At 36.0% G+C, this 20,226-nt stretch carries 15 protein-coding genes and 1 tRNA gene; 7 read left to right on the forward strand and 9 right to left on the reverse strand.

What is annotated here, in order from left to right; translation table 11 throughout:
- Positions 1–125: 125 nt before the first annotated feature.
- Both IEV57_RS02975 and IEV57_RS02980 read right to left on the reverse strand, forming a co-directional pair.
- A complete protein-coding gene (locus IEV57_RS02975) occupies positions 126–2,330 on the reverse strand; it encodes a B12-binding domain-containing radical SAM protein (RefSeq protein WP_188439519.1) in 2,205 nt (734 codons plus the stop codon).
- A gap of 278 nt (positions 2,331–2,608) precedes the next feature.
- The gene (locus tag IEV57_RS02980; protein WP_188439521.1) at positions 2,609–5,149 is read right to left on the reverse strand and encodes a M14 family zinc carboxypeptidase; all 2,541 of its coding nucleotides are present in this window, start codon (positions 5,147–5,149) and stop codon (positions 2,609–2,611) included.
- 127 nt (positions 5,150–5,276) lie between these two features.
- Between IEV57_RS02980 and IEV57_RS02985 the strand changes: the two genes are divergently transcribed.
- Entirely contained in the window at positions 5,277–6,035 is a 759-nt protein-coding gene (locus IEV57_RS02985) for a 3-keto-disaccharide hydrolase (protein ID WP_188439523.1), read from the forward strand.
- Here the strand turns inward: IEV57_RS02985 and IEV57_RS02990 are convergent, their stop codons facing one another.
- Together IEV57_RS02990 and IEV57_RS02995 are read right to left on the reverse strand one after the other, a co-directional pair.
- Positions 6,036–6,644 carry a nucleotidyltransferase family protein gene (locus IEV57_RS02990; protein ID WP_188439525.1) on the reverse strand — a complete coding sequence of 203 codons (609 nt, stop codon included), beginning with the start codon at positions 6,642–6,644 and terminating at the stop codon, positions 6,036–6,038.
- Entirely contained in the window at positions 6,637–7,749 is a 1,113-nt protein-coding gene (locus IEV57_RS02995) for an XdhC family protein (protein WP_188439527.1), read from the reverse strand. The genes IEV57_RS02990 and IEV57_RS02995 overlap by 8 nt, the downstream gene beginning before the upstream one ends.
- Positions 7,750–7,975: 226 nt before the next feature.
- Between IEV57_RS02995 and IEV57_RS03000 the strand changes: the two genes are divergently transcribed.
- The 5 genes from IEV57_RS03000 (at position 7,976) to IEV57_RS03020 (ending at position 14,716) form a co-directional block, all read left to right on the forward strand.
- A complete protein-coding gene (locus IEV57_RS03000; RefSeq protein ID WP_188439529.1) occupies positions 7,976–8,434 on the forward strand; it encodes a cold-shock protein in 459 nt (152 codons plus the stop codon).
- A complete protein-coding gene (locus tag IEV57_RS03005) occupies positions 8,431–8,904 on the forward strand; it encodes a hypothetical protein (RefSeq protein ID WP_188439531.1) in 474 nt (157 codons plus the stop codon). Before IEV57_RS03000 ends, IEV57_RS03005 begins: the two co-directional genes overlap by 4 nt.
- Before the next feature lie 508 nt (positions 8,905–9,412).
- Positions 9,413–12,547 (forward strand): T9SS type A sorting domain-containing protein, encoded by a 3,135-nt coding sequence (locus IEV57_RS03010; RefSeq protein WP_188439533.1) that lies wholly within the window; start codon positions 9,413–9,415, stop codon positions 12,545–12,547.
- Between the two features lie 64 nt (positions 12,548–12,611).
- On the forward strand, positions 12,612–13,061 hold the full coding sequence (locus tag IEV57_RS03015) for a hypothetical protein (protein WP_188439535.1): 450 nt from the start codon (positions 12,612–12,614) through the stop codon (positions 13,059–13,061).
- 191 nt (positions 13,062–13,252) lie between these two features.
- Positions 13,253–14,716 (forward strand): SLC13 family permease, encoded by a 1,464-nt coding sequence (locus tag IEV57_RS03020; protein WP_188439537.1) that lies wholly within the window; start codon positions 13,253–13,255, stop codon positions 14,714–14,716.
- A 199-nt stretch (positions 14,717–14,915) separates the two neighbouring features.
- Here the strand turns inward: IEV57_RS03020 and IEV57_RS03025 are convergent.
- The 3 genes from IEV57_RS03025 to IEV57_RS03035 form a co-directional block, all read right to left on the reverse strand.
- Positions 14,916–14,988: transfer RNA gene (locus tag IEV57_RS03025), tRNA-Thr, on the reverse strand.
- Positions 14,989–15,112: 124 nt separating this feature from the next.
- Entirely contained in the window at positions 15,113–16,966 is a 1,854-nt protein-coding gene (locus IEV57_RS03030) for a DUF349 domain-containing protein (protein ID WP_188439540.1), read from the reverse strand.
- 51 nt (positions 16,967–17,017) lie between these two features.
- Positions 17,018–17,587: a YqgE/AlgH family protein gene (locus tag IEV57_RS03035; RefSeq protein ID WP_188439542.1), complete on the reverse strand. Its 570-nt coding sequence runs from the start codon at positions 17,585–17,587 to the stop codon at positions 17,018–17,020.
- A 153-nt stretch (positions 17,588–17,740) separates the two neighbouring features.
- On the opposite strand from IEV57_RS03035, the gene pdxH reads away from it, so the two are divergent.
- On the forward strand, positions 17,741–18,376 hold the full coding sequence (gene pdxH / locus IEV57_RS03040) for a pyridoxamine 5'-phosphate oxidase (RefSeq protein WP_188439544.1): 636 nt from the start codon (positions 17,741–17,743) through the stop codon (positions 18,374–18,376).
- A 34-nt stretch (positions 18,377–18,410) separates the two neighbouring features.
- Here pdxH and bshB1 read toward each other — a convergent pair whose 3' ends face one another.
- Together bshB1 and IEV57_RS03050 are read right to left on the reverse strand one after the other, a co-directional pair.
- Entirely contained in the window at positions 18,411–19,127 is a 717-nt protein-coding gene (gene bshB1, locus IEV57_RS03045) for a bacillithiol biosynthesis deacetylase BshB1 (RefSeq protein WP_188439546.1), read from the reverse strand.
- A 49-nt stretch (positions 19,128–19,176) separates the two neighbouring features.
- Complete coding sequence (locus tag IEV57_RS03050; protein ID WP_188439548.1) at positions 19,177–20,211, reverse strand: M23 family metallopeptidase; 1,035 nt, start codon at positions 20,209–20,211, stop codon at positions 19,177–19,179.
- Between the last annotated feature and the right edge of the window lie 15 nt (positions 20,212–20,226).

Raw genomic sequence — 20,226 nt, forward strand, 5'->3', positions numbered from 1 at the left:
TTGATGTTTTTCATCGTTCGTCATACTTAATATTCTGTTTATCAGATTTGTATGATGGATTTGTTTTATGGTTGTTAGTGGTTAAAGTGAGTAAAAACCCGATCTTGTAGATCGGGTTTTTTATTTTATACCAATGTCAAACCGGCATCCAAGAGCTCTATCCAAAGCGTGGATTGTACCAAGCTATTAACTTTACCAATTCCATCTTTTTCATACCTTTCTTGGAATTCCGCAAAAGTTAGTTCATTTTGATCCTTTTTCAACAGAATCGAATCGAATACAGAAATCAACCACTTTCCTTCTAGCTTACTCACATTTATTTCTGAAGTAAAATTTTTGTTTTCGACAATCAAAATGACACCCTCTACTTTTTTTCCCTTTTTATTAAAAGTTGTTCTTTTCAACTCGGGCTTATTTCCAAGCCAAACCATCTTGGAATTGGGCTTAGGGAGAACATCATCGGGTGCAGTGATTGCCTTGTAGATAAAATTGGGAGAAACAGTCGTTCTTGGAATTTTAAATTCAAACCATTCTTGCAATGGGAAATCAAAACAAATTCCATGCATGTAATTGAACAATGCTTTTTTCAATCCAGCACTGAAAAGTTCGTGGTCGGCTCCCTCAGGATCTTCATGACTCAAATCATTGTCAGCAAAGAGGCCTTTCTCTGGACCAATCTTTACGACTCTGAATTTCCCTGGATCAATTCCAATAGGAGCGTGGGAAGTCATCGCAAACAAATGCCAAAAACCGGACTGAATCACATTGTTTTCAAATAATTGCCTTACAATTTCTAAACTATCTATGGTCTCTTGAGCAGTTTGGGTAGGAAAACCATACATCAAGTATGCATGAACCATAATCCCTGATTCAGTAAAATGATGGGCTACTCTTCCAACCTGAGCCACATTGACACCTTTTTGCATCATCTCCAAAAGTCGATCAGAAGCAACTTCTAACCCGCCAGAAACGGCAATACATCCTGAGGCTTTGAGCAATCTGCACAAATCAAATGTGAATCGCTCCTCAAATCTGATATTCGTCCACCAAGTGATCTTTATCTTTCTCCTGAGTATTTCAATCGCAACTTCCCGCATCAAAGCAGGCGGTGCTGCTTCATCTACGAAGTGAAATCCAGTTTGTCCAGTCTGTTCTATTAACTCTTCAATACGATCACAGATCAAAACTGCGGACACAGGCTCGTAATTTTTGATGTAATCCAGAGAAATATCACAAAAAGAGCATTTCCTCCAATAGCAGCCATGCGCCATAGTAAGTTTGTTCCAACGTCCATCAGACCAAAGTCTGTGCATGGGATTGACTATCTCGATGACGGAGAGGTATTTTTCTAAGGGCAGACCACGATAATCTGGAGTACCAGTTTTACTAAAGGGAATATCACCTTCTCTGGAGCCATTGAAGTATACTACAGCTCCATCAATTAGGGTAAAAGTTCTCTTCAAATCCCCTTGCGCTCTTTTTCCCTCAAGATGTTCTATTAAGTTGGTTAAAGGCCTTTCTCCATCATCTAAAGTAATAAAATCAACATAATTGAAAATTCGAGGCTCTTTCAGGCTTCTCAATTCTGTATTTGGATAGCCGCCACCCATTACAATCTTAATATCAGGATGTTGAGCTTTGATATACTGCCCACATCGCAACGCACCGTAGAGATTCCCAGGAAAAGGGACTGAAATGCAAACCATCATTGGGTTGGATGCAACAATACTTTTTTCTAGCTCCTCAAATAAATACTTGTCAACAAATGAAGGCTCAGAATCCAAATATTCCTGCAAAGGATCAAAAGAAACAGCGGATCGTCCCAAGCGCTCGGCATAACGACTAAATCCAAAATGTGGGTCGAGTGCTTCTTGAATCAAATCACCCAAATCTTCCAAATAAAGCGTTGCCAAATGCCTTGCTTTATCTTGAATACCCATGGTACCAAATGCCCAGTCCATTTCGTCCAATTGGGCAAAGCGGGAAGCCTGAGGTAAAAAGTCTCCATCACAGATATTATAAGCGATCGTTGGATTATTGAACTGAAGAAAATTTATCACAGGAGTGATCGTCTGAAGATAATCATCTTGCAATTTCAATATCCTTTGGCTATTAGCTGACAGTTTTTTAATATCCTGATCTTCAATATTTTGAAATACATCAGTTAAACCATCTTTTGAAAAAATTCTAAGGATAACATTCAATCCCAAATCGTACTGGAAGGATTCTTTCTCCAATAAATTGAGATAACCTTTGATGTAGGCTGTAGCAGGATAGGGTGTATTAAGCTGGGTAAATGGGGGAGTAAGAAGAAGAATCGATGCTGACACAATAAATTATTTTGTTCCAAATTTCGGCATTTTCTTCGAGATACAAATTTTCTATCTCATCTCTTTGAAAATAAAGGCCTAAACAGTTTCAATTGAATGAAAACATTTAGGCCTTTGTTAACTTGAAAATTCTATGTTGTTGAAAGTTTATGGTATCATATTTCCAAACAGAAAAGCTAGCAATGTCAAATGAAACACTGATAACTAATCCACTAATCACTTAATAACAATTATCCGCTATCAAATTACATAAAAGTGTAATTGCGGTTAATTTCAAATCAAATTTTATCTCCATAGAAAATAGCATTGAAGAAAAGCTTATTAGTTCCAAACCATGTTCCTCTGAAATTTGGATTATCAATGAAGTTGATCACTTTTCCTCTTCCTACAGGAGAGACAAGCACACTAGCGCTTTGCTTCACTTTTTCAAGATTTGAAGGGGAGATGTAGCCTCCCAAAAGTGGGTTTTCAGTATACCTTACAGGGGTTTGATAAGGACTTTTAGATGGTTTGAAAAAGATGCTCGTGTTTCTATAAACTGGTATTTCTGTAACTCTGTAACCGAATCCAAGTGGATGTGTATTGTCTAAATATGCATTATAAATACTTCCACCAATGGCTTGCGCACCTGATTCATCTCTTCTTGATGCGTATGGCTTGCTCGCTGAAGTAGTTTCCTCTTTTATAGATAAGTATTCTTCCTGAATAATTCCTTGACTTTGGAGCCATTGAGAAGCAGATCTCAAAGCGATGATTGTTCCTCCTCGCGACAACCAATCTTTCAGATGAGTCAATTGCCCTGAGGATAAACTGGAATAATTTCCTGAAGTCATGATCAGAGTATTGTATTCAAAGAGATTTAGCCTCCCAAATGCACTCAAATCAACTTTTGAAATAGGCATTCCTACTTTGGTATCCATCAAATGCCAAATTTCACCTGATTCATACTGCGACGTCCCTTGACCTACAAGCATCAAGACTTTTGGAACTTGAATAGCGGAGATATTATTGCTTCCCAAGTCAATACCGGCTTTGCTAAAACCTGTTGTGCTTGCAAATACATTTTGTCCAGATTCTTTAGCCGCGACTTGAAGAACGTTTCTTAATTCAGCTGCATTCAGTTTTTGAAATGCTGTAGGAATTATCAATGAACCAGCCGGGAATTCTTTTTCTCCTTGATCAGTCAAAGAAGTAAATGGTAAAGCATTGGACTCAACATGAACTCCTGCACTTTGTATGGCATGAAGGAATTTGGGAGCAAAGTAATCCGACCAGTCTACCATATAAGCTACATAGTTTCCCGTTTCTGGAAAAGTTAATTCCTGCATCTCTAAACTGCTTATTTCCTTCCCTGCTGCAAAACCGGGTTGCCCTTCAAAAGGGACATTGTAAGCCAATGCCATTGTCCAAGAAGAAGCATCATAGAATACGGAATCTGCAAACTCTGTCACTTTCTCAAACATGGTTCTCACCATTCTATATTGTGGTTGAGAAGTGGGAACTACCCATGATTTTCCTTTCTTAAATTGCTTTCCTTTTACACTTATATCTCTATCATTATCAAATACTTTTATTTTATGATCTAAAAGTAGCTTTAGGAATAATCTATTTTTTGATTCATCATATTCATCACCAAAAACATAAGATTTGACAGAATTTTTTGCAGCTTCATCCATTCCTGTTTTGAAGAATTCTCTCAAATACTGATGCATATAAATCCGCTCTTTTACACCAGCTTCCATGGTAGCCAAAGATATTTTCAACTGATTTCTAATGGTAAATTGAAACGTGATATCACCTCTTTGAGAGCTTTGGATATGCCCTCTTGAACTCCCTTGTTCAAACACCAATCCCAAGCCTCCTTGGATATCAGGATAAGTTGAACCATATCCTGGGTAGCTATTATCAAAGGTCTCTTTGGTCCAATATAAGCTTCCTATTTCATCTAATGCCTTAGAGAAATAACCAGCAAATTTATTATTGATCTCGTCATAATTTTTTCTCGGAACTACAGGATTTTCACTACCAAATGGTTTGGTAGGTTCAAAGAAATAGGTGCTATTGGTTCCCATTTCATGAAAATCTCCCACCACATTCGGGTACCAAGTATGATACCAAGCAATCTTACTTTGTGTCTCTACTTGTGCTAATGGTAGCCAATCTCTATTCAAATCAAACCAATAATGATTTACACGACCGCTTGGCCAGATTTCATTGTGCTCTCTATCCAATGGATCAGCGACAGGAGGGAAGCCACGGTGCATATTCGCCCAATTGGTATGGCGATCTCTACCATCCGGGTTAATTGCTGGATCGATCATAACCACGGCATTGTCACGTATTTCTTTGGCTTTGTCACTTTGCGAAGCGAGCAACCAGTAGGCAGATAAAATAGCTGCTTCACCTCCAGATGGTTCATTCCCATGGACACTATAAGCCAAATTAATAATTGCAGGCATATTGCTCACATCAGGCATATTCACTTTCGGATCAACAAGCTTCAAATGATTATTTCTGATATTTTCTAAATTATTGATATTGCTAGCATTGCTGATAACCAAGACAATAAGCGGTCTAAGTTGATTGGTATATCCTACAGTTTTCAATTCAGCCATATCTGAAGATTCGGCTAATTTCTCCATATAGCCAACCATACGGTCATATCGGGTATGCCATTCACCGACATGATACCCTAAATAGGAATAAGGGCTCGGTATATCTTCTGAAAATGTTTCTCCAGGAAAATAATAATCCTTTTGGGCAAAGGAAAGATTGGAAAAGGTAAAGAGAAATAGAAATAGGAGTAGAATATTTTTCATATATTTAAATTTGAAGAAATTTAAGCCTTTGGATTGACTTGCCAAAATGAAAATCCATCAGCGGTTTAAGAATCTAAAATTAATAGAGACCAATAAAAAGAACCTATTTATCAAACCAAAAAGCCTTATGAAAATTCAATTAAGTACTTTAACAGTCCTCCTTACATTTGTTTTAACTGCTCCTCTTCTTGCCCAGCAAAAAGACATCAAATTACCACCTGAGGCAACTGAGTTTTGGGAGCCAATTCCTAGAAAAGTTGAAGCTGGAGCACAAAATCATCTTGCACCAAGTGATGCAATTATCCTTTTTGATGGACAGAATCTTGATCATTTTGTAAGCGCAAGAGATGGAGGAGAAGCCAAATGGACTGTAGAAAATGGAGCAATGACTGTCCTTCCAAGAACTGGAGATATCAAAACAAAAGAAGCATTTGGGGACATGCAGCTCCATATTGAATGGGCTTCGCCAACAGTAGTAAAAGGAGAGGGGCAAGGCAGAGGGAATTCTGGAGTGATCATCATGGGACTTTATGAAATTCAGGTTTTGGATTCTTATGAAAGCAGAACCTATTCCAATGGCCAAGCAGCAAGTGTTTACAAACAATATCCTCCTTTAGTTAATGCCATGCGAGAACCAGGTGAATGGAATACTTATGATATATTCTTCACAGCTCCTAGATTTAATAATGATGGCATGGTCATAACTCCTGCAAAAGTTACCGTAGTTCACAATGGTGTTCTCGTTCAGAATAGTGTCGAACTTAAAGGACCGACCGAATATATCGGAATCCCAAATTATAAAGCCCATGCAGCTGAATTGCCTTTTGTCTTACAAGATCATGGAGATTTGGTGAGCTTTAGAAATATCTGGGTGAGGAAGCTTTAATCAAGCTTTCTTACCTAAAAGATCATCATAATCTTCCTGAGTATCTATGTCAGTTTTTCCCTGGTCAAAATCAACAATTTCACAATCATCTAAATGATTAAAGATTACTTTTTTAGCTCCTTCTTTTTCTTTCAATTGCATTAATTCCTCGAAATATTTCTTGGTGTACAAGACAGGAACACCCAAAGTATCTCCATATCGACAGGCTACTATTCCTTTTCCACTTTCTAATTGTGTATTGATGATCAAATCCAACAACTCCTTATTCACAAAAGGCTGATCAGAGAGCATGATCAGAATTTGATCAACAGCATGATTTTCAATCATCGCAGAAAGACCTACTTTCATGCTGCTTGATAATCCTGCTGACCAATTTTCATTGATGATGATTTCGCTGGTTTGAAAATCAATACTCTTTTTGATTTCATCTTTATATGCTCCCAGCACAACCATATTTGCATTCGAAAGACTATCTTCAGCCATATCAATCGCTATTTGAAGAAGCTTTTCACCTTCAAAATCTAAAAGTTGCTTAGCACGTCCAAGCCGAGAGGAATTACCTGCCGCCAAGATGATAATGCCTGTTTTTGGATAAATGAATTTAGTCATGAATCGAGCCCTCCTTTTCTCTCAATGAATAAGGTTCCTTTTTCATCAAAACGGTTTTGATCTCTGCCAAGATAGACAAGGCAATTTCTTCAGAACCTTCTGCACCGATATTTAAACCAACTGGTCCATAGATATTTTCTTGATTGAAGTTTAAGCCATGATTTTCTAACCTTTCAAAAAGTTTTTGAGATTTTTTCTTTGGACCTAATATTCCAATGTATGGCAAAGAAATAGGTAGGAGCTGCTCCAGAACTTTCACCTCGTATTCAAAATTATGTGTCATTAGTAAAGCGACCGTGTTTTGATCAAATTCTAACTGAGAAACCACTTCATCAGCAGGTCCGACTACAATTTTTGAAACCTGTTCAAATCTTTCTTTCGTGGCATATTGTTTCCTGCCGTCGATTAAAATTATTTCCCATCCAAGAAAACTCGCCATTTTACAAAGTGAAATCGTATCGTTTCCAGCTCCAAAGAGACAAATTTTTATTGGTGGCTTGATCACCTCAAAAAACACATGCAAATCATCAAAGGCTTCATACACATTAATACTAGAATCAATTTCTGATTCTTGATTTCCTAAGTCTGATAAAATCCTTGACTTTAATTCAGCGTCTAGAAGATTGATTTCACCAAAAAGTTCCTGACCTTTTTTTAAAGCAATGGTTCCAATTTGCGCAGATCGTGTATTTTTTATTGAAAATAGGGTGACTAGTGTGCTATTAACCCTTTCCTCCAAAGCTTTTTCAAGCAACATCACTGGATTAGAAGCATTTGTATAATCTAATGGCTCCATCAGGATTTGTATAATGCCATTGCATCCTAAGCCTATTCCAAATTTCTGATCGTCCTCATCTGTGGTATCATAGGTGACCAACATAGATTGATTTTGAAAGATCACCGTCTGAGCTTTTCTCAATGCATCGCCTTCCAAACATCCTCCGCTTATGGCACCAGTTAGATCACCATTTTCAGAAACCAACATTCTTGCACCAGGTCTTCGGTAAGCAGAACCATCTACTTTCACAACTGTTGCAAGGGCTGATTTTATATTTGATTTTTCATAGCTTTTGTAAGCTGCCAAAATCAATTGAAATTCCTTCATTTTGTGTAAATCCTTATTTAAAGATCCAAGCTATAAAAAAATGACCTTTAAGCATCGAATCTTTTTAAGAAAGTGTGTTTTTCAATCCTTTCTATCTCAAAGTCAGTCTCAAATGATCTCTTAAAAGCAAGAAACAAAGATTCTAAAAGAAAATAAATTAAAAGAATTTAAAATACTTCTTAGGATATAATAGGAATTCTTCAAAAAAACTTGGTATTTTGTAGATATGGCAAAATCAAGAGAAACCTTTAATAAAAAAGAAAAGGAAAAATTAAGACAAAAAAAGAAACAGGAAAAGGTAGATAAGAAGGAAGCACGCAAATCAAACGAAAAATCAACAGATTTTGAGGATATGATTGCCTATGTTGATGAATTCGGAAATATCACCTCAGTACCACCTGATCCGACCAAAAAGAAAAAAGAAATCGATGTGGATAGCATCGAAATCGGTGTTTCTAAAGCTGTAGAAACAGAAGATGATGGTGGCGGACGTAAAGGAAAAGTTACTTTTTTCAATGATTCAAAAGGCTACGGCTTTATTAAGGACGAACAAACTCAGGAGAGTATCTTCGTTCACGTAAATGGCTGTATAGACCAAATTCAAGAGAATGACAAGGTCACATTTGAAACAGAAAAAACAGCAAAAGGATTAAGTGCAATAGAAGTGAAGTTAGCTGAGAAATGAAAATAGCTAGTTTAGCTGAGCTTAAAAAAGAACTGAAGTATCTGAATGAAAAAGAACTTCAAGATATTATCATTGATTTAAGCAAGTTCAGCACAGAAAACAAAGCATATTTATTTTTCAAGTTATTTGAAAAAGAAAATCCTAGGATTTTTGTCGAAATGGTTAAAGAGGAGTTGGAACTTGAATTTCAAAAAGCCAACACCGGAAATTACCATTTCGCCAAAAAATCTGCCCAATTCATCCGAAGGAAGCTTAACAAAAACCTAAAACTTTCAAAAGACAAAACAATTCACATCGAGTTGATCATTTTTTTCTGTCAAAACCTAAAGGATTACGGTTATTTACAATTCCATCACCCTGTGATTACTAATCTTTTTGATATTCAAATAGGCAAAGCACAAAAGCTTATTGAAAAACTACACGAAGATCTACAATACGACTATCAATTAATTTTAGACGAATTGATATAATTAATAATTTTTGTTAGGTATATCCGCTTTTGCACCAGTAGCCATTTATAATATTGTTTGAAATTCATTTCAATCAGCCGTGGTCAGTTGACTATTGACTCTTGTGCGCCGCGGCGTAGTTGACGATTATTCGCATAATTATAAGTGAAATATTCACATGGTGGTGTCATTGTGGATAATCATAATTTTTTTTAAGATTGATGTAATCAACTCCTAGAAAAAAAGAGATGAATCTTCCCCTCATTTATAGAAGGAAACAAGTACTATTAGCGTTTAATCATCATTTTTACCTAAATCCTGATGTAATTTAGTTGTACTATTTTTTTTAAATGATGTATTAATGATGTATATCATAATTGCAACAAATATTCTGATCATTTTAACTTGAGGCATCAATAATTATATCATTTATCATATTCCCAAAATAATTTTCATGCCTATGAAAAATTTTACCATTTTATTATTAACAATGTTTGTGTCCTTTTTGCATCTGAATGCTCAAACACAAATGAACTTACCAGTAACCTTTGACGAAGCTAATATCAACTATGGTGTGCTAGGTTTTGAAGGAGCAGAAAACTCCACAATTGTAGAAGATCCCACCGACGCAACTAATAAAGTTGTAAAAGTAGTCAGGTCAAATACCGCTGCTACATTCGCAGGAACAACTGTTACTGATGTGGTCAATGGTGTTCAAACTGGATTTGCTACAAGAATTCCATTTACAGCTACAAACACAAGAATGTCCGTGCGAGTATGGTCTCCAGATGCTGGAATCCAAGTCAGGTTGAAAGTAGAAGACTTCCAGGATCCAACCAAATCCGTGGAAACTGAAGCAACAACCACTGTGGCCGGACAATGGGAGACTTTAACGTTCAACTTCGCCAATCAGGCAACTGGAACCGAAGCTCTGAATCTCAACAACAACTTCAACAAAGCAACCATTTTCTTCAACTTTGGAGTAAATGGACAAACTGCTGGTGAAAAAACATATTATTTTGATGATATGGCTTTCGTCACTGGAGGTAACGAAGGTGGAGATGGTGGAGAATCAGGAAATTTACCTACTGTACCTATTGACTTTGAGTCAGCAGATTTGAACTATGAATTCGTGGATTTTGAAGGTGGTGTATTTACTAGAATTGCCAACCCACAATCCACTGAGGATAATAACAGTGGATTTGTCGGACAAATGGTCAAAGGAAATGGTCAGGTGTTCGCGGGAACAGTAATTCCACTTGCTAGCCCAATAGATTTCAGTCAGGGAAAAACTGTTCGTGTAAAAGTATTTATGCCTAGAGTGGGAGCGAAGCTTCTATTTAAAGTAGAAAATCAAAATGATGCAGGAATTGCTTTCGAGAAAGAAGTCACTGGAACAGTGGCTAATGCTTGGGAAACCTTTGACATTGACTATTCAGCAATCAACACTGGACAAACTTATCAAAAGATCGTCTTGATATTTGATTTGGGTACAATGGGTGATGGTTCTGCAAACTTTACTTACCTAATCGATGATATTCAAATCGTAGATACTGGAACAGGAGGAGGCGGAGAAGCCGACCCTAACCAGATGGATCTTCCTGTAACCTTTGACGAAGCTAATATCAATTATGGTGTACTAGGTTTTGAAGGAGCAGAAAACTCCACAATTGTAGAAGATCCTACCGACGCAACCAATAAAGTCGTAAAAGTAGTCAGGTCAAATACCGCTGCTACATTCGCAGGAACCACTGTTACTGATGTGGTAAATGGTGTTCAAACTGGATTTGCTACAAGAATTCCATTTACAGCTACAAACACAAGAATGTCCGTGAGAGTATGGTCTCCAGACGCTGGAATCCAAGTCAGGTTGAAAGTCGAAGACTTCCAGGATCCAACCAAATCCGTGGAAACTGAAGCAACAACCACTGTGGCTGGACAATGGGAGACTTTAACGTTCAACTTCGCCAATCAGGCAACTGGAACCGAAGCTCTGAATCTCAACAACAACTTCAACAAAGCAACCATTTTCTTCAACTTTGGAGTAAATGGACAAACTGCTGGTGAAAAAACATATTATTTTGATGATATGGCTTTCGTCACTGGAGGTAACGAAGGTGGAGATGGTGGAGAATCAGGAAATTTACCTACTGTACCTATTGACTTTGAGTCAGCAGATTTGAACTATGAATTCGTGGATTTTGAAGGTGGTGTATTTACTAGAATTGCCAACCCACAATCCACTGAGGATAATAACAGTGGATTTGTCGGACAAATGGTCAAAGGAAATGGTCAGGTGTTCGCTGGAACAGTAATTCCACTTGCTAGTCCCATAGATTTCAGTCAGGGAAAAACTGTTCGTGTAAAAGTATTTATGCCTAGAGTGGGAGCGAAGCTTCTATTTAAAGTAGAAAACCAAAATGATGCAGGAATTGCTTTCGAGAAAGAAGTCACTGGAACAGTGGCTAATGCTTGGGAAACCTTAGACATTGACTATTCAGCAATCAATACTGGACAAACTTATCAAAAAATCGTCTTGATATTTGATTTGGGCACAATGGGTGATGGTTCTGCAAACTTTACTTACCTAATTGATGATATTCAAATCGTAGATGCTGGAACAGGAGGAGGCGGAGAAGCTGATCCTAACCAGATGGATCTTCCTGTGACTTTTGACGAAGCTAATATCAACTATGGTGTACTAGGTTTTGAAGGAGCAGAAAACTCAACAATTGTAGAAGATCCTACCGACGCAACCAATAAAGTCGTAAAAGTAGTCAGGTCAAATACCGCTGCTACATTCGCTGGAACGACTGTTACTGATGTGGTCAATGGTGTTCAAACTGGATTTGCTACAAGAATTCCATTTACAGCTACAAACACAAGAATGTCCGTAAGAGTATGGTCTCCAGATGCTGGAATCCAAGTCAGGTTGAAAGTCGAAGACTTCCAGGATCCAACCAAATCCGTGGAAACTGAAGCAACAACCACTGTGGCTGGACAATGGGAGACTTTAACGTTCAACTTCGCCAATCAGGCAACTGGAACTGAAGCTCTTAACCTCAACAACAACTTCAACAAAGCAACCATTTTCTTCAACTTCGGAGTAAACGGAGCGACTGCTGGAGAGAAAACCTATTATTTTGATGATATGGTATTTGGTGAGCCTGAAATTGATCCTTGCTTGGGAGTTGAGAAACCTACGATCAGTATTAGTGGACAAGGGACAGAGTCAATTACTTTAACGTCAAGTTCAGAGACTGGTAATCAGTGGTTTTTAAATGGCAGTGCTATTGAAGGTGCAACGAATCAAACTTTAGTCGTATCAACATTTGGAATATATACAGTACAAGTAACACTTGGTGAATGTGTGAGTGAATTTGCTGATAATATTTCTTTAGTTGTAAATAGTGCTGAAATTGGAGATACTAAAGGAATAAAAGTGTATCCAAATCCTGTAGAAAATACACTACAAATCAGCGGTTTATCTAGTGACGTGAGGAGCTTACAATTGTATGATCTATCAGGAAGACTACATGCAGTTATATTTGATTACCAAAATGGTATTTATCATGCTGATGTATCAAGTATATCTAAAGGAATGTACATTCTTTGGATTCAGCAAGGCAATAAAAGTATCCCTGTAAAGATTGTTAAACAATAGAAAAATACTGCACTTGTGACCTTCCAGCCACAAGTGCAGTTTCATTTATCAAATGAAAATTCATATGCAAAACATAAAAAAAATAACTAGAAATGGAATGCTTGCACTAATTGTAGGTTTTTCATTAATCAGCATTTCTTGTGAAAGAAAAGAAGTTCCTACTTTGTCCGTGGAAAGATTAAATGAGATCTATTTGACAAACTCTCCTTGGAGATTAGAACGAGTAACAGTTGATGGAGTCAATCAAACCAATATTTACCGAGAATTAGTTTTATCATTTACAAGAGAAAATTATACATCTACGAATGGAAGAGTAATTTGGCCTGGATCAGATACCTGGGAATTTGTAGATGAAGAGAAGACGGTATTTAGGCGTGGTGATGGGATTCTTGTTACAATTCAAAGTATCACTATTGATTCATTGGTTTTAAGTTTGGAATGGGAATCGAATTCAATTGATACCGGAAGGCAATTGGCAATAGCAGGGAATCACATATTTGAATTTGTAAAATAGATTGAACTTTTACAGTATCAGAATTTTAAACAGCTGGGATATAATTCCAGCTGTTTTTTTATATTTAATCGAAATTATAAATGTTATATAATTTATATTATGTTAAATAGTATAATCAAATAAGCGCTAACCCACTGAAAGATTGCAAATATTAAGAAATATACTTAAGCTTATAATCTAATTTATTTATTATGCTTAAAATCAGTGCACCATTTGTAGGAAGAATTTTGGGTCCTATTTTATTTGCTGTCATCATTTTATTTTTAGAACCAAAGGAAATGAATTCTGATGCATTGGCTATGTTAGCAGTGACAGCTTGGGTTGCTACTTGGTGGGTCACTGAGGCGATCCCTATTGCTGCGACTTCTTTATTACCTTTAATCTTATTACCACTTCTTGGAGCATTATCCATTGCTGATACAGCAAAATCATATTCACATCCAATGGTCTTGCTGTACATGGGTGGTTTCATGATTGCAATGGCCATTGAGAAATGGAATTTGCACAAAAGAATTGCCCTACATATAATAAAGCTTATTGGAGAAAATATAAGACTGATTATTCTGGGATTTATGATAGCTACTGGATTTTTATCTATGTGGATTTCAAATACAGCAACTTCCCTAATGATGCTACCAATAGCCATAGCAGTCTCGTCACAACTCTCTGGGTCGATGGAAAACCATAAAACTGACAATAAAATAGGAAAAGCCATTCTACTGGGTGTTGCTTATAGCGCCTCTATTGGTGGATTAGCTACTTTAATTGGGACACCAACGAATATCATCTTGGCCAGTATAATCAAGGAAATTTATCAGTATGAAATCACTTTCAATCAGTGGATGCTTTTTGGACTACCAATTTCAATTATCTTACTCTTATTCACATGGTATTATCTTACGTATTTCGCCTACAAATTTGATGATAAACAAAGCATAAATGCAGGAAAACAAGAAATCAACAAACAATTAAAAGCGATTGGTCCTATGACAGTTGAAGAAAAAAGAGTTTCAATTGTGTTTGGACTAGTTAGCTTTGCTTGGATCACTAGAACTGAATATTTACAAAAGTTTATTCCCGCCTTAGATGATACAATTATTGCATTAACTGGAGTCTTATTATTGTTTATAATCCCCTCTTCTACTCCTAAAACTAAGCTGTTAGATTGGACGACTGCTGAAAAAATCCCCTGGGGAATATTACTTCTCTTTGGTGGTGGATTGTCGTTGGCTGAAGGGTTCAGCTCCACAGGTTTAGCTGAATGGATTGGCCATCAATTTGTCTTTCTAGATTTTATTGCTTTCGGCTTATTCTTATTAATCATCATCATCTCTGTAAACTTCTTGACTGAAATCACATCCAATATGGCTACAGCATCTATGTTATTGCCAATTCTAGCGGCTGTCTCCTACTCTATGGATGTTCACCCATTCGGATTGATGATGGGCGCCACGATGGCTTCTAGCTGCGCTTTTATGCTTCCAGTGGCCACCCCACCAAATGCCGTCGTGTTTGGTTCCGGTTATTTGGAAATGAAAGACATGATTAAAGCAGGGTTTTGGTTAAATGTTATCTCCATTATTTTAATTACCCTAATTACATTTTATTATTTGCCGATCGTTTGGGGTTTTGAATTGGAAAAGTACCCTTTCTAATGGATTAGGTTTGTAGACTAAAAAGCCTTCAGAGCACAGTTTAGATGTATTTCAAATATTGAATTCTTACTTTTTAAACTCGCTAATATCTATGGCTAAAGATTTACCCTCCCCAACTATTAGGACTGATCCCTGATCTCTAAAAATCATTGAAAAAGGTATAAAAACAAAAAAGGATAACATTTCTGTTATCCTTTTGAGCCTCTTATCGGGATCGAACCAATGACCTACTGATTACAAGTCAGTTGCTCTACCAGCTGAGCTAAAGAGGCCTTTTGTATCTTTTTGAGCTGTTTTACTCTTAAGACTCTGCAAATATAGCAGCTTAATTTTTCTCTCCAAAACTGATTTCAAAAAAAATAGAGAGATAATTTTATCTCTCTATTTATGAGCGAATTAAAATTCACGTATGATTGAAAGTTTCTTCTTTAGCTTATCAATTTCAGCTTCGGCCTTCTTGATTTTATCATCAAATTGGTCTTTTAACTTATCTGCAGTCTTTGATGCCGCAAAAAACTCCAAATTATTTTTCCATAATGTGATGTTATTTTCCAAATCAGAAATTTGTTTTCTAATCCCATGTTCTTTCTTATTCAAAACACGAGTACCATTTGGATCTGCTTGGAGTTTATTTAAGTTAAGCCTGAATAAAAACTCATCCTTGTTACCACCTTCTACTCCTAGTTTCTCAACATAATATTCTACCACTTCATTGAATTTGGCCAAAACCTCTTTCATATTTTTTCTAGGCACAAAACCAATTTCATTAAATTGATGAATCATGGCTTCAAGACTCTCCTCTGACTTATTTTCAGAATCAGCTTCCTTCTTGATTGTTTCACAAAGTGCAAGTTTAGTCTCAAGATTATCTTCAAACTCTCTATTGACTGCCTTATTCGCTGATCTTCTATTCTCAAAGAACGTATCACAAGCTTTTTTAAACCTAGCGTACAAGCTGTCTCGAACTTTTTCAGGAGTTGGACCCAGGTTTCTCCACTCTTGCTGCAAGGAGATTAACTTATTAGCTGTTTCTTGCCAATTTGAGCTATCAATTAATTCTTCAGCTTTAGTGATTAGTTCTTCAGCCTTATTTTTATTGGTTAATCGAACTTCATCTAATTCTTTAAAGAACAAGTTTTTGTTTTGGAAAAAATGCTTGAAAGCACCCCAGAATTTTCTGTTTACTTCTTTTCCATTTTCCTTCGGAACTGGACCAATTGTATCCCATTCCTTTTGTATTGCTAAAACCTCTTTTGTCTTTGTATTCCAATCTTTAATCTTTGAAGCTGAAAAGTCTTTCAATGCTTCTAGTTTATCAATGATTTTTTGCTTTGCAACTAGATTCTCTGTAAAGACTCCTTTTTGGCTTTCGTAAAATTCTTTCCTTTTATCGTAAACGGCATCTGAGGCTGTTTTGAATCTTGTCCAAAGCGCTTCTTGTTCATCACGAGGAACTGGTCCGATATGCTTGAACTCTTCATGAAGATCATTCAATATTTTTGTAGCTTCACCTAATTCTTCAAGATCAATTAATGCCTCTGCTTTTTCGCAAAGTTCAATCTTTTGTTCTAGATTTTTCTTTCTGTCTAGTTCCTTTAATTCAAAGTAAATGCTTCTATTATCATAAAACCTATCCATCAAAGCATTATAAGATGCCCATAAGTTTTTGTTTTGTGAAGAAGGAACTTGACCGATTTTTTTCCATTCTTCTTGAATGGATTTGATGGTATTGATACTCAAGGTTGTTTCTTCACCATCTACTAAATCTCTCAATTTATCAAGAATCGCATTTTTAGCTTCTAGGTTTCTATCCTTTTGCTTCTCTTGATCTTTAAAAAATTCTGTTTTCTTAACTTTAAAATCATGAACTAGCGCAAAAAACTCTTGATCTATATCTGACTTTTTAAAATTAAAATCATCTTCAACTCCACCTTCATTAATAAATTTCTCAAGGGCTTCATTTTTTTCAGAATTAAAAAATTCATCAAAATGGTTCTTAATGTCATTTACTTTATGATCAGCTTTAATAAAGTTTGATGAAGATAAAACTGCCTTTAAAGCTGTTAAAAGCTCATCCTTAGAAAGATTAGAATACTCAACCTCCTCCTCTATTTCTGAGACATCTTGTTCGACTTCTTCTTCTGATTCTAATTTTGACTCAATGATTTGATCTTTTTTACCCTGAGCTTCTTGAATTTCAGTTGCTTGGGTCACCTTGTCCTCTTCGGACATTTCTTTGTCTGTGTTCATATTTTAATCAGTACTATTGAAAAACTGCTTAAACAAAAGTAACAATTTTGTTTAATTTAATCTTGGGTCAATGGGATAATTTGCCAATACTTGATATTCGCCACCCATATTTTTCAAAATAATCCTCCATAATTCCTCTGGAGAAGAATGTAAGATATTTTCTAAATCAATTTTATCATTGACAATCCATGTATTTTCCTCAATCTCAGCTTCAAGCTGACCCTCTGTCCAACCAGAGTAGCCTATAAAAAATCTAATTTTCTCTAAATCAATTTTAGATTCTATTAAAAAAGAAACTAACTGACTAAAATCACCACCCCACCATAAATTCTCCCCTAACTCAATACTTCCTTCCAATAATTTTTCACCATAATAAATGAAATGTAGGGTGTTTTGCTCAACAGGACCTCCAACATATACGTCGCAGTCTAAAAAACTAAGATCATCAACTAACTCTCCCAACTTTAAAATAGAGAGTTTATTAAGGACTAATCCAAAGGCTCCATTTTCACTATTTTCACAAAGTAGAACAACAGATCTTACAAAATTTTCATCTTGTAAAAACGGTTCCGATATCAATAAATGACCTGATTTGGGATCTATTTTAGAATTTTCTTTCATAAAAAATACCTTTTAGTAATCAATCGTTAATATATATCTAAATTTTTTAAATGCAATAAGAATGGTACTTTTATCAAGTAAAAGAATAGAAAAGATAACAATTCATTAACTCTTTCACACACTTGATGTTATTAATTAAATAACCTGACATATATGAAAATTTCGGATATTAGAATTGATTATGCTCTTAAGTCTTTAGATGTCGAAGATGTGCAAAAAATGCCTCTAGAGCAATTTAAAATTTGGTTTGATGAAGCAATAGATACGAAAGTACTCGAGGTAAATGCAATGAATCTAGCAACGGTCCAAAATGATGGGACGCCAAATTCTAGGATTGTCCTACTAAAGGGAATTGAAGATGGTCTGATCTTTTTTACAAATTATCAAAGTAAAAAAGGTATGGAACTTGCTCAAAATCCAAATGTTGCTGTAACCTTCTTTTGGGCAGAATTGGAGAGACAAGTGAGATTTTTAGGCAAAGTCGAGAAAATTAGTGAAATTGATTCTGATGAATACTTCTTCTCTCGACCTTATTCTTCTCAAATTGGAGCATGGGTTTCTCCTCAAAGCTCTGAAATTGCCAATAGAGACTTTTTAGAAAACAAAGAAAACGAATTAAGGGAAAATCTTGACCCGAAGACGATCAAAAGGCCAGAACATTGGGGGGGCTATAGAATTAAAATTCACGAAGCTGAGTTTTGGCAAGGAAGACCAAGTAGACTTCATGACAGAATTCTCTACCGTTTGGAAGCTACTGGAAGTTGGAGTAAAGTAAGATTAGCTCCTTAAAAAAATGGTTCTACTGTATAAGTAGAACCATTTTTTATTTTAGGTCGAAAAGATCGCCTATTCCTAACATTTTTTCTTTTGTAAAGCCTTCTCCGTATTTTACATTTATCGAATGCCCAAACTCTCTAGACCTTGCATCAATGAATCCTAGAAAGTTTTCAGAAGAGATAAAACTTTGGGGTTCGCTGCTATTTGGATCATAAAATTGTGATTTGAATGCTTTTATACTCTCTAGCTTTACATCCCAATAATCTGTGATGTCTACAACGAAATCAGGCTGGATATAATTATTTTGAATGTAATGATAGACATTCTTTGGTCTCCAAGGTAACTGACTCTCACCTTCCAATTGTGTTTCGATTCTTCTCAATCCGCTCAAAAAGCAAGAGTTTGTTGCAAGACTTGCCCCTTTTCCATGATCTGGATGCCTATCTGTAATCGCATTTGCAAGTACTATTTCAGGTTGATATTTACGGATCATTTTGACCATTTCCAGCTGATGTTCGTGATCATCCAAAAAGTAAATATCCTTAAAACCTAAATTTTCTCTGATGGTTAATTTTAGAATTTTGGCAGCATCACTCGATTCTTGAAGTCTTAGCTCTGGCGTCCCTCTAGTTCCCATCTCTCCCTGTGTAAGATCCACGATTCCAACTTTTTTGCCTTGAGCAATATGCCGAGCAATAGTTCCTGAACACGCTAATTCTGCATCATCAGGGTGTGCCGCAAAAACGAGTATATCTAATTTCATATTGATGGTTTAAAATTCAAGTTACAACAGACTAGAGGGGTGAAATAGTTTATCTAATCTTCAAATTTTGACCAACCCTCAAAATACTTCTTGTGGTAAGGTTATTCAATCGGGTCAAATTGCTAACTCTAGTCCCGTATTTTCTTGCAATGATACTGAGATTCTCTCCACTCCTTACTCTATGATAAACAGACTTTTGTGCTTCGATTACATGATCAAAACTTGCTGAAGTTACTGCATAAACATCAGAAATTAGTCTTCCTACATTAAAATCAAATAATTGAGTAGGGTTAATGGATAATCCTTGATACCTAACTTCAAAATGTAAATGTGGGCCAGTACTCCTTCCCGTACTCCCTCCCAAACCTAATATATCTCCGGATTTCACCTCTTGCCCAACTTCTACAAGAATTTTGGACATATGCCCATAGAGTGTTTCAAGTCCATTTTTATGGCGTACTACAACATAATAACCATATCCGTTTCTATCGTAGGATTTGATTCTGACAATACCATCAAAAGTACTGTAAATGGGATCTCCTGTATTTAGTTTTAAATCGGTACCATGATGCCATCGATATCTTCTAAAACCAAATTCAGACGTTACTTTAGTCTGATCTAGAGGGAGTGCCCATTTCGTACCAAAAAATTGATCATACAATTTGACATAGACAGTATCTTTAAAATCCTTCGGATTGAAATCATAAATATTGATTTTTTGACTATCCCAAGAAGAAAAATACTCAAAAGCAGTAATCCAAATACTATCAATTTGAATCTGCTCCGAAACCTTTACCAATTGATTGGTAGGTGCCCAGATCAAAGAAAGTGTGTCTTCTGCTACAATACTTAGTCTCTTTCTCAAGTCAACATAATCCTTATATAAAAGAGAATCAGTTTGTCTTGTAATATTTTGAAGATACTTTTGAGAATCAAAAAGCCTAATATCTCTCAATAGCGGATTATTCACTATTTGAGGTTGTTCCTTGGGTTTTTTAATAATCTTAGGAAAAATTTGGGCATGAGTTTGTGTGAAACTCATACCCAATAATATCAAAATCAATAAGACACTTTTATACTTCATTACTTATAATTAAGG

The organism is Belliella aquatica (genome assembly GCF_014637795.1).
GTDB lineage: Bacteria > Bacteroidota > Bacteroidia > Cytophagales > Cyclobacteriaceae > Belliella > Belliella aquatica.

Coding starts and splice junctions, on each gene's coding strand:
- IEV57_RS02980 (WP_188439521.1), bottom strand. CDS start 5,149: ATGAAAAATATTCTACTCCTATTTCTATTTCTCTTTACCTTTTCCAAT.
- IEV57_RS02985 (WP_188439523.1), top strand. CDS start 5,277: ATGAAAATTCAATTAAGTACTTTAACAGTCCTCCTTACATTTGTTTTA.
- IEV57_RS02990 (WP_188439525.1), bottom strand. CDS start 6,644: ATGACTAAATTCATTTATCCAAAAACAGGCATTATCATCTTGGCGGCA.
- IEV57_RS02995 (WP_188439527.1), bottom strand. CDS start 7,749: ATGAAGGAATTTCAATTGATTTTGGCAGCTTACAAAAGCTATGAAAAA.
- IEV57_RS03000 (WP_188439529.1), top strand. CDS start 7,976: ATGGCAAAATCAAGAGAAACCTTTAATAAAAAAGAAAAGGAAAAATTA.
- IEV57_RS03005 (WP_188439531.1), top strand. CDS start 8,431: ATGAAAATAGCTAGTTTAGCTGAGCTTAAAAAAGAACTGAAGTATCTG.
- IEV57_RS03010 (WP_188439533.1), top strand. CDS start 9,413: ATGAACTTACCAGTAACCTTTGACGAAGCTAATATCAACTATGGTGTG.
- IEV57_RS03015 (WP_188439535.1), top strand. CDS start 12,612: ATGCAAAACATAAAAAAAATAACTAGAAATGGAATGCTTGCACTAATT.
- IEV57_RS03020 (WP_188439537.1), top strand. CDS start 13,253: ATGCTTAAAATCAGTGCACCATTTGTAGGAAGAATTTTGGGTCCTATT.
- IEV57_RS03030 (WP_188439540.1), bottom strand. CDS start 16,966: ATGAACACAGACAAAGAAATGTCCGAAGAGGACAAGGTGACCCAAGCA.
- IEV57_RS03035 (WP_188439542.1), bottom strand. CDS start 17,587: ATGAAAGAAAATTCTAAAATAGATCCCAAATCAGGTCATTTATTGATA.
- pdxH (WP_188439544.1), top strand. CDS start 17,741: ATGAAAATTTCGGATATTAGAATTGATTATGCTCTTAAGTCTTTAGAT.
- bshB1 (WP_188439546.1), bottom strand. CDS start 19,127: ATGAAATTAGATATACTCGTTTTTGCGGCACACCCTGATGATGCAGAA.
- IEV57_RS03050 (WP_188439548.1), bottom strand. CDS start 20,211: ATGAAGTATAAAAGTGTCTTATTGATTTTGATATTATTGGGTATGAGT.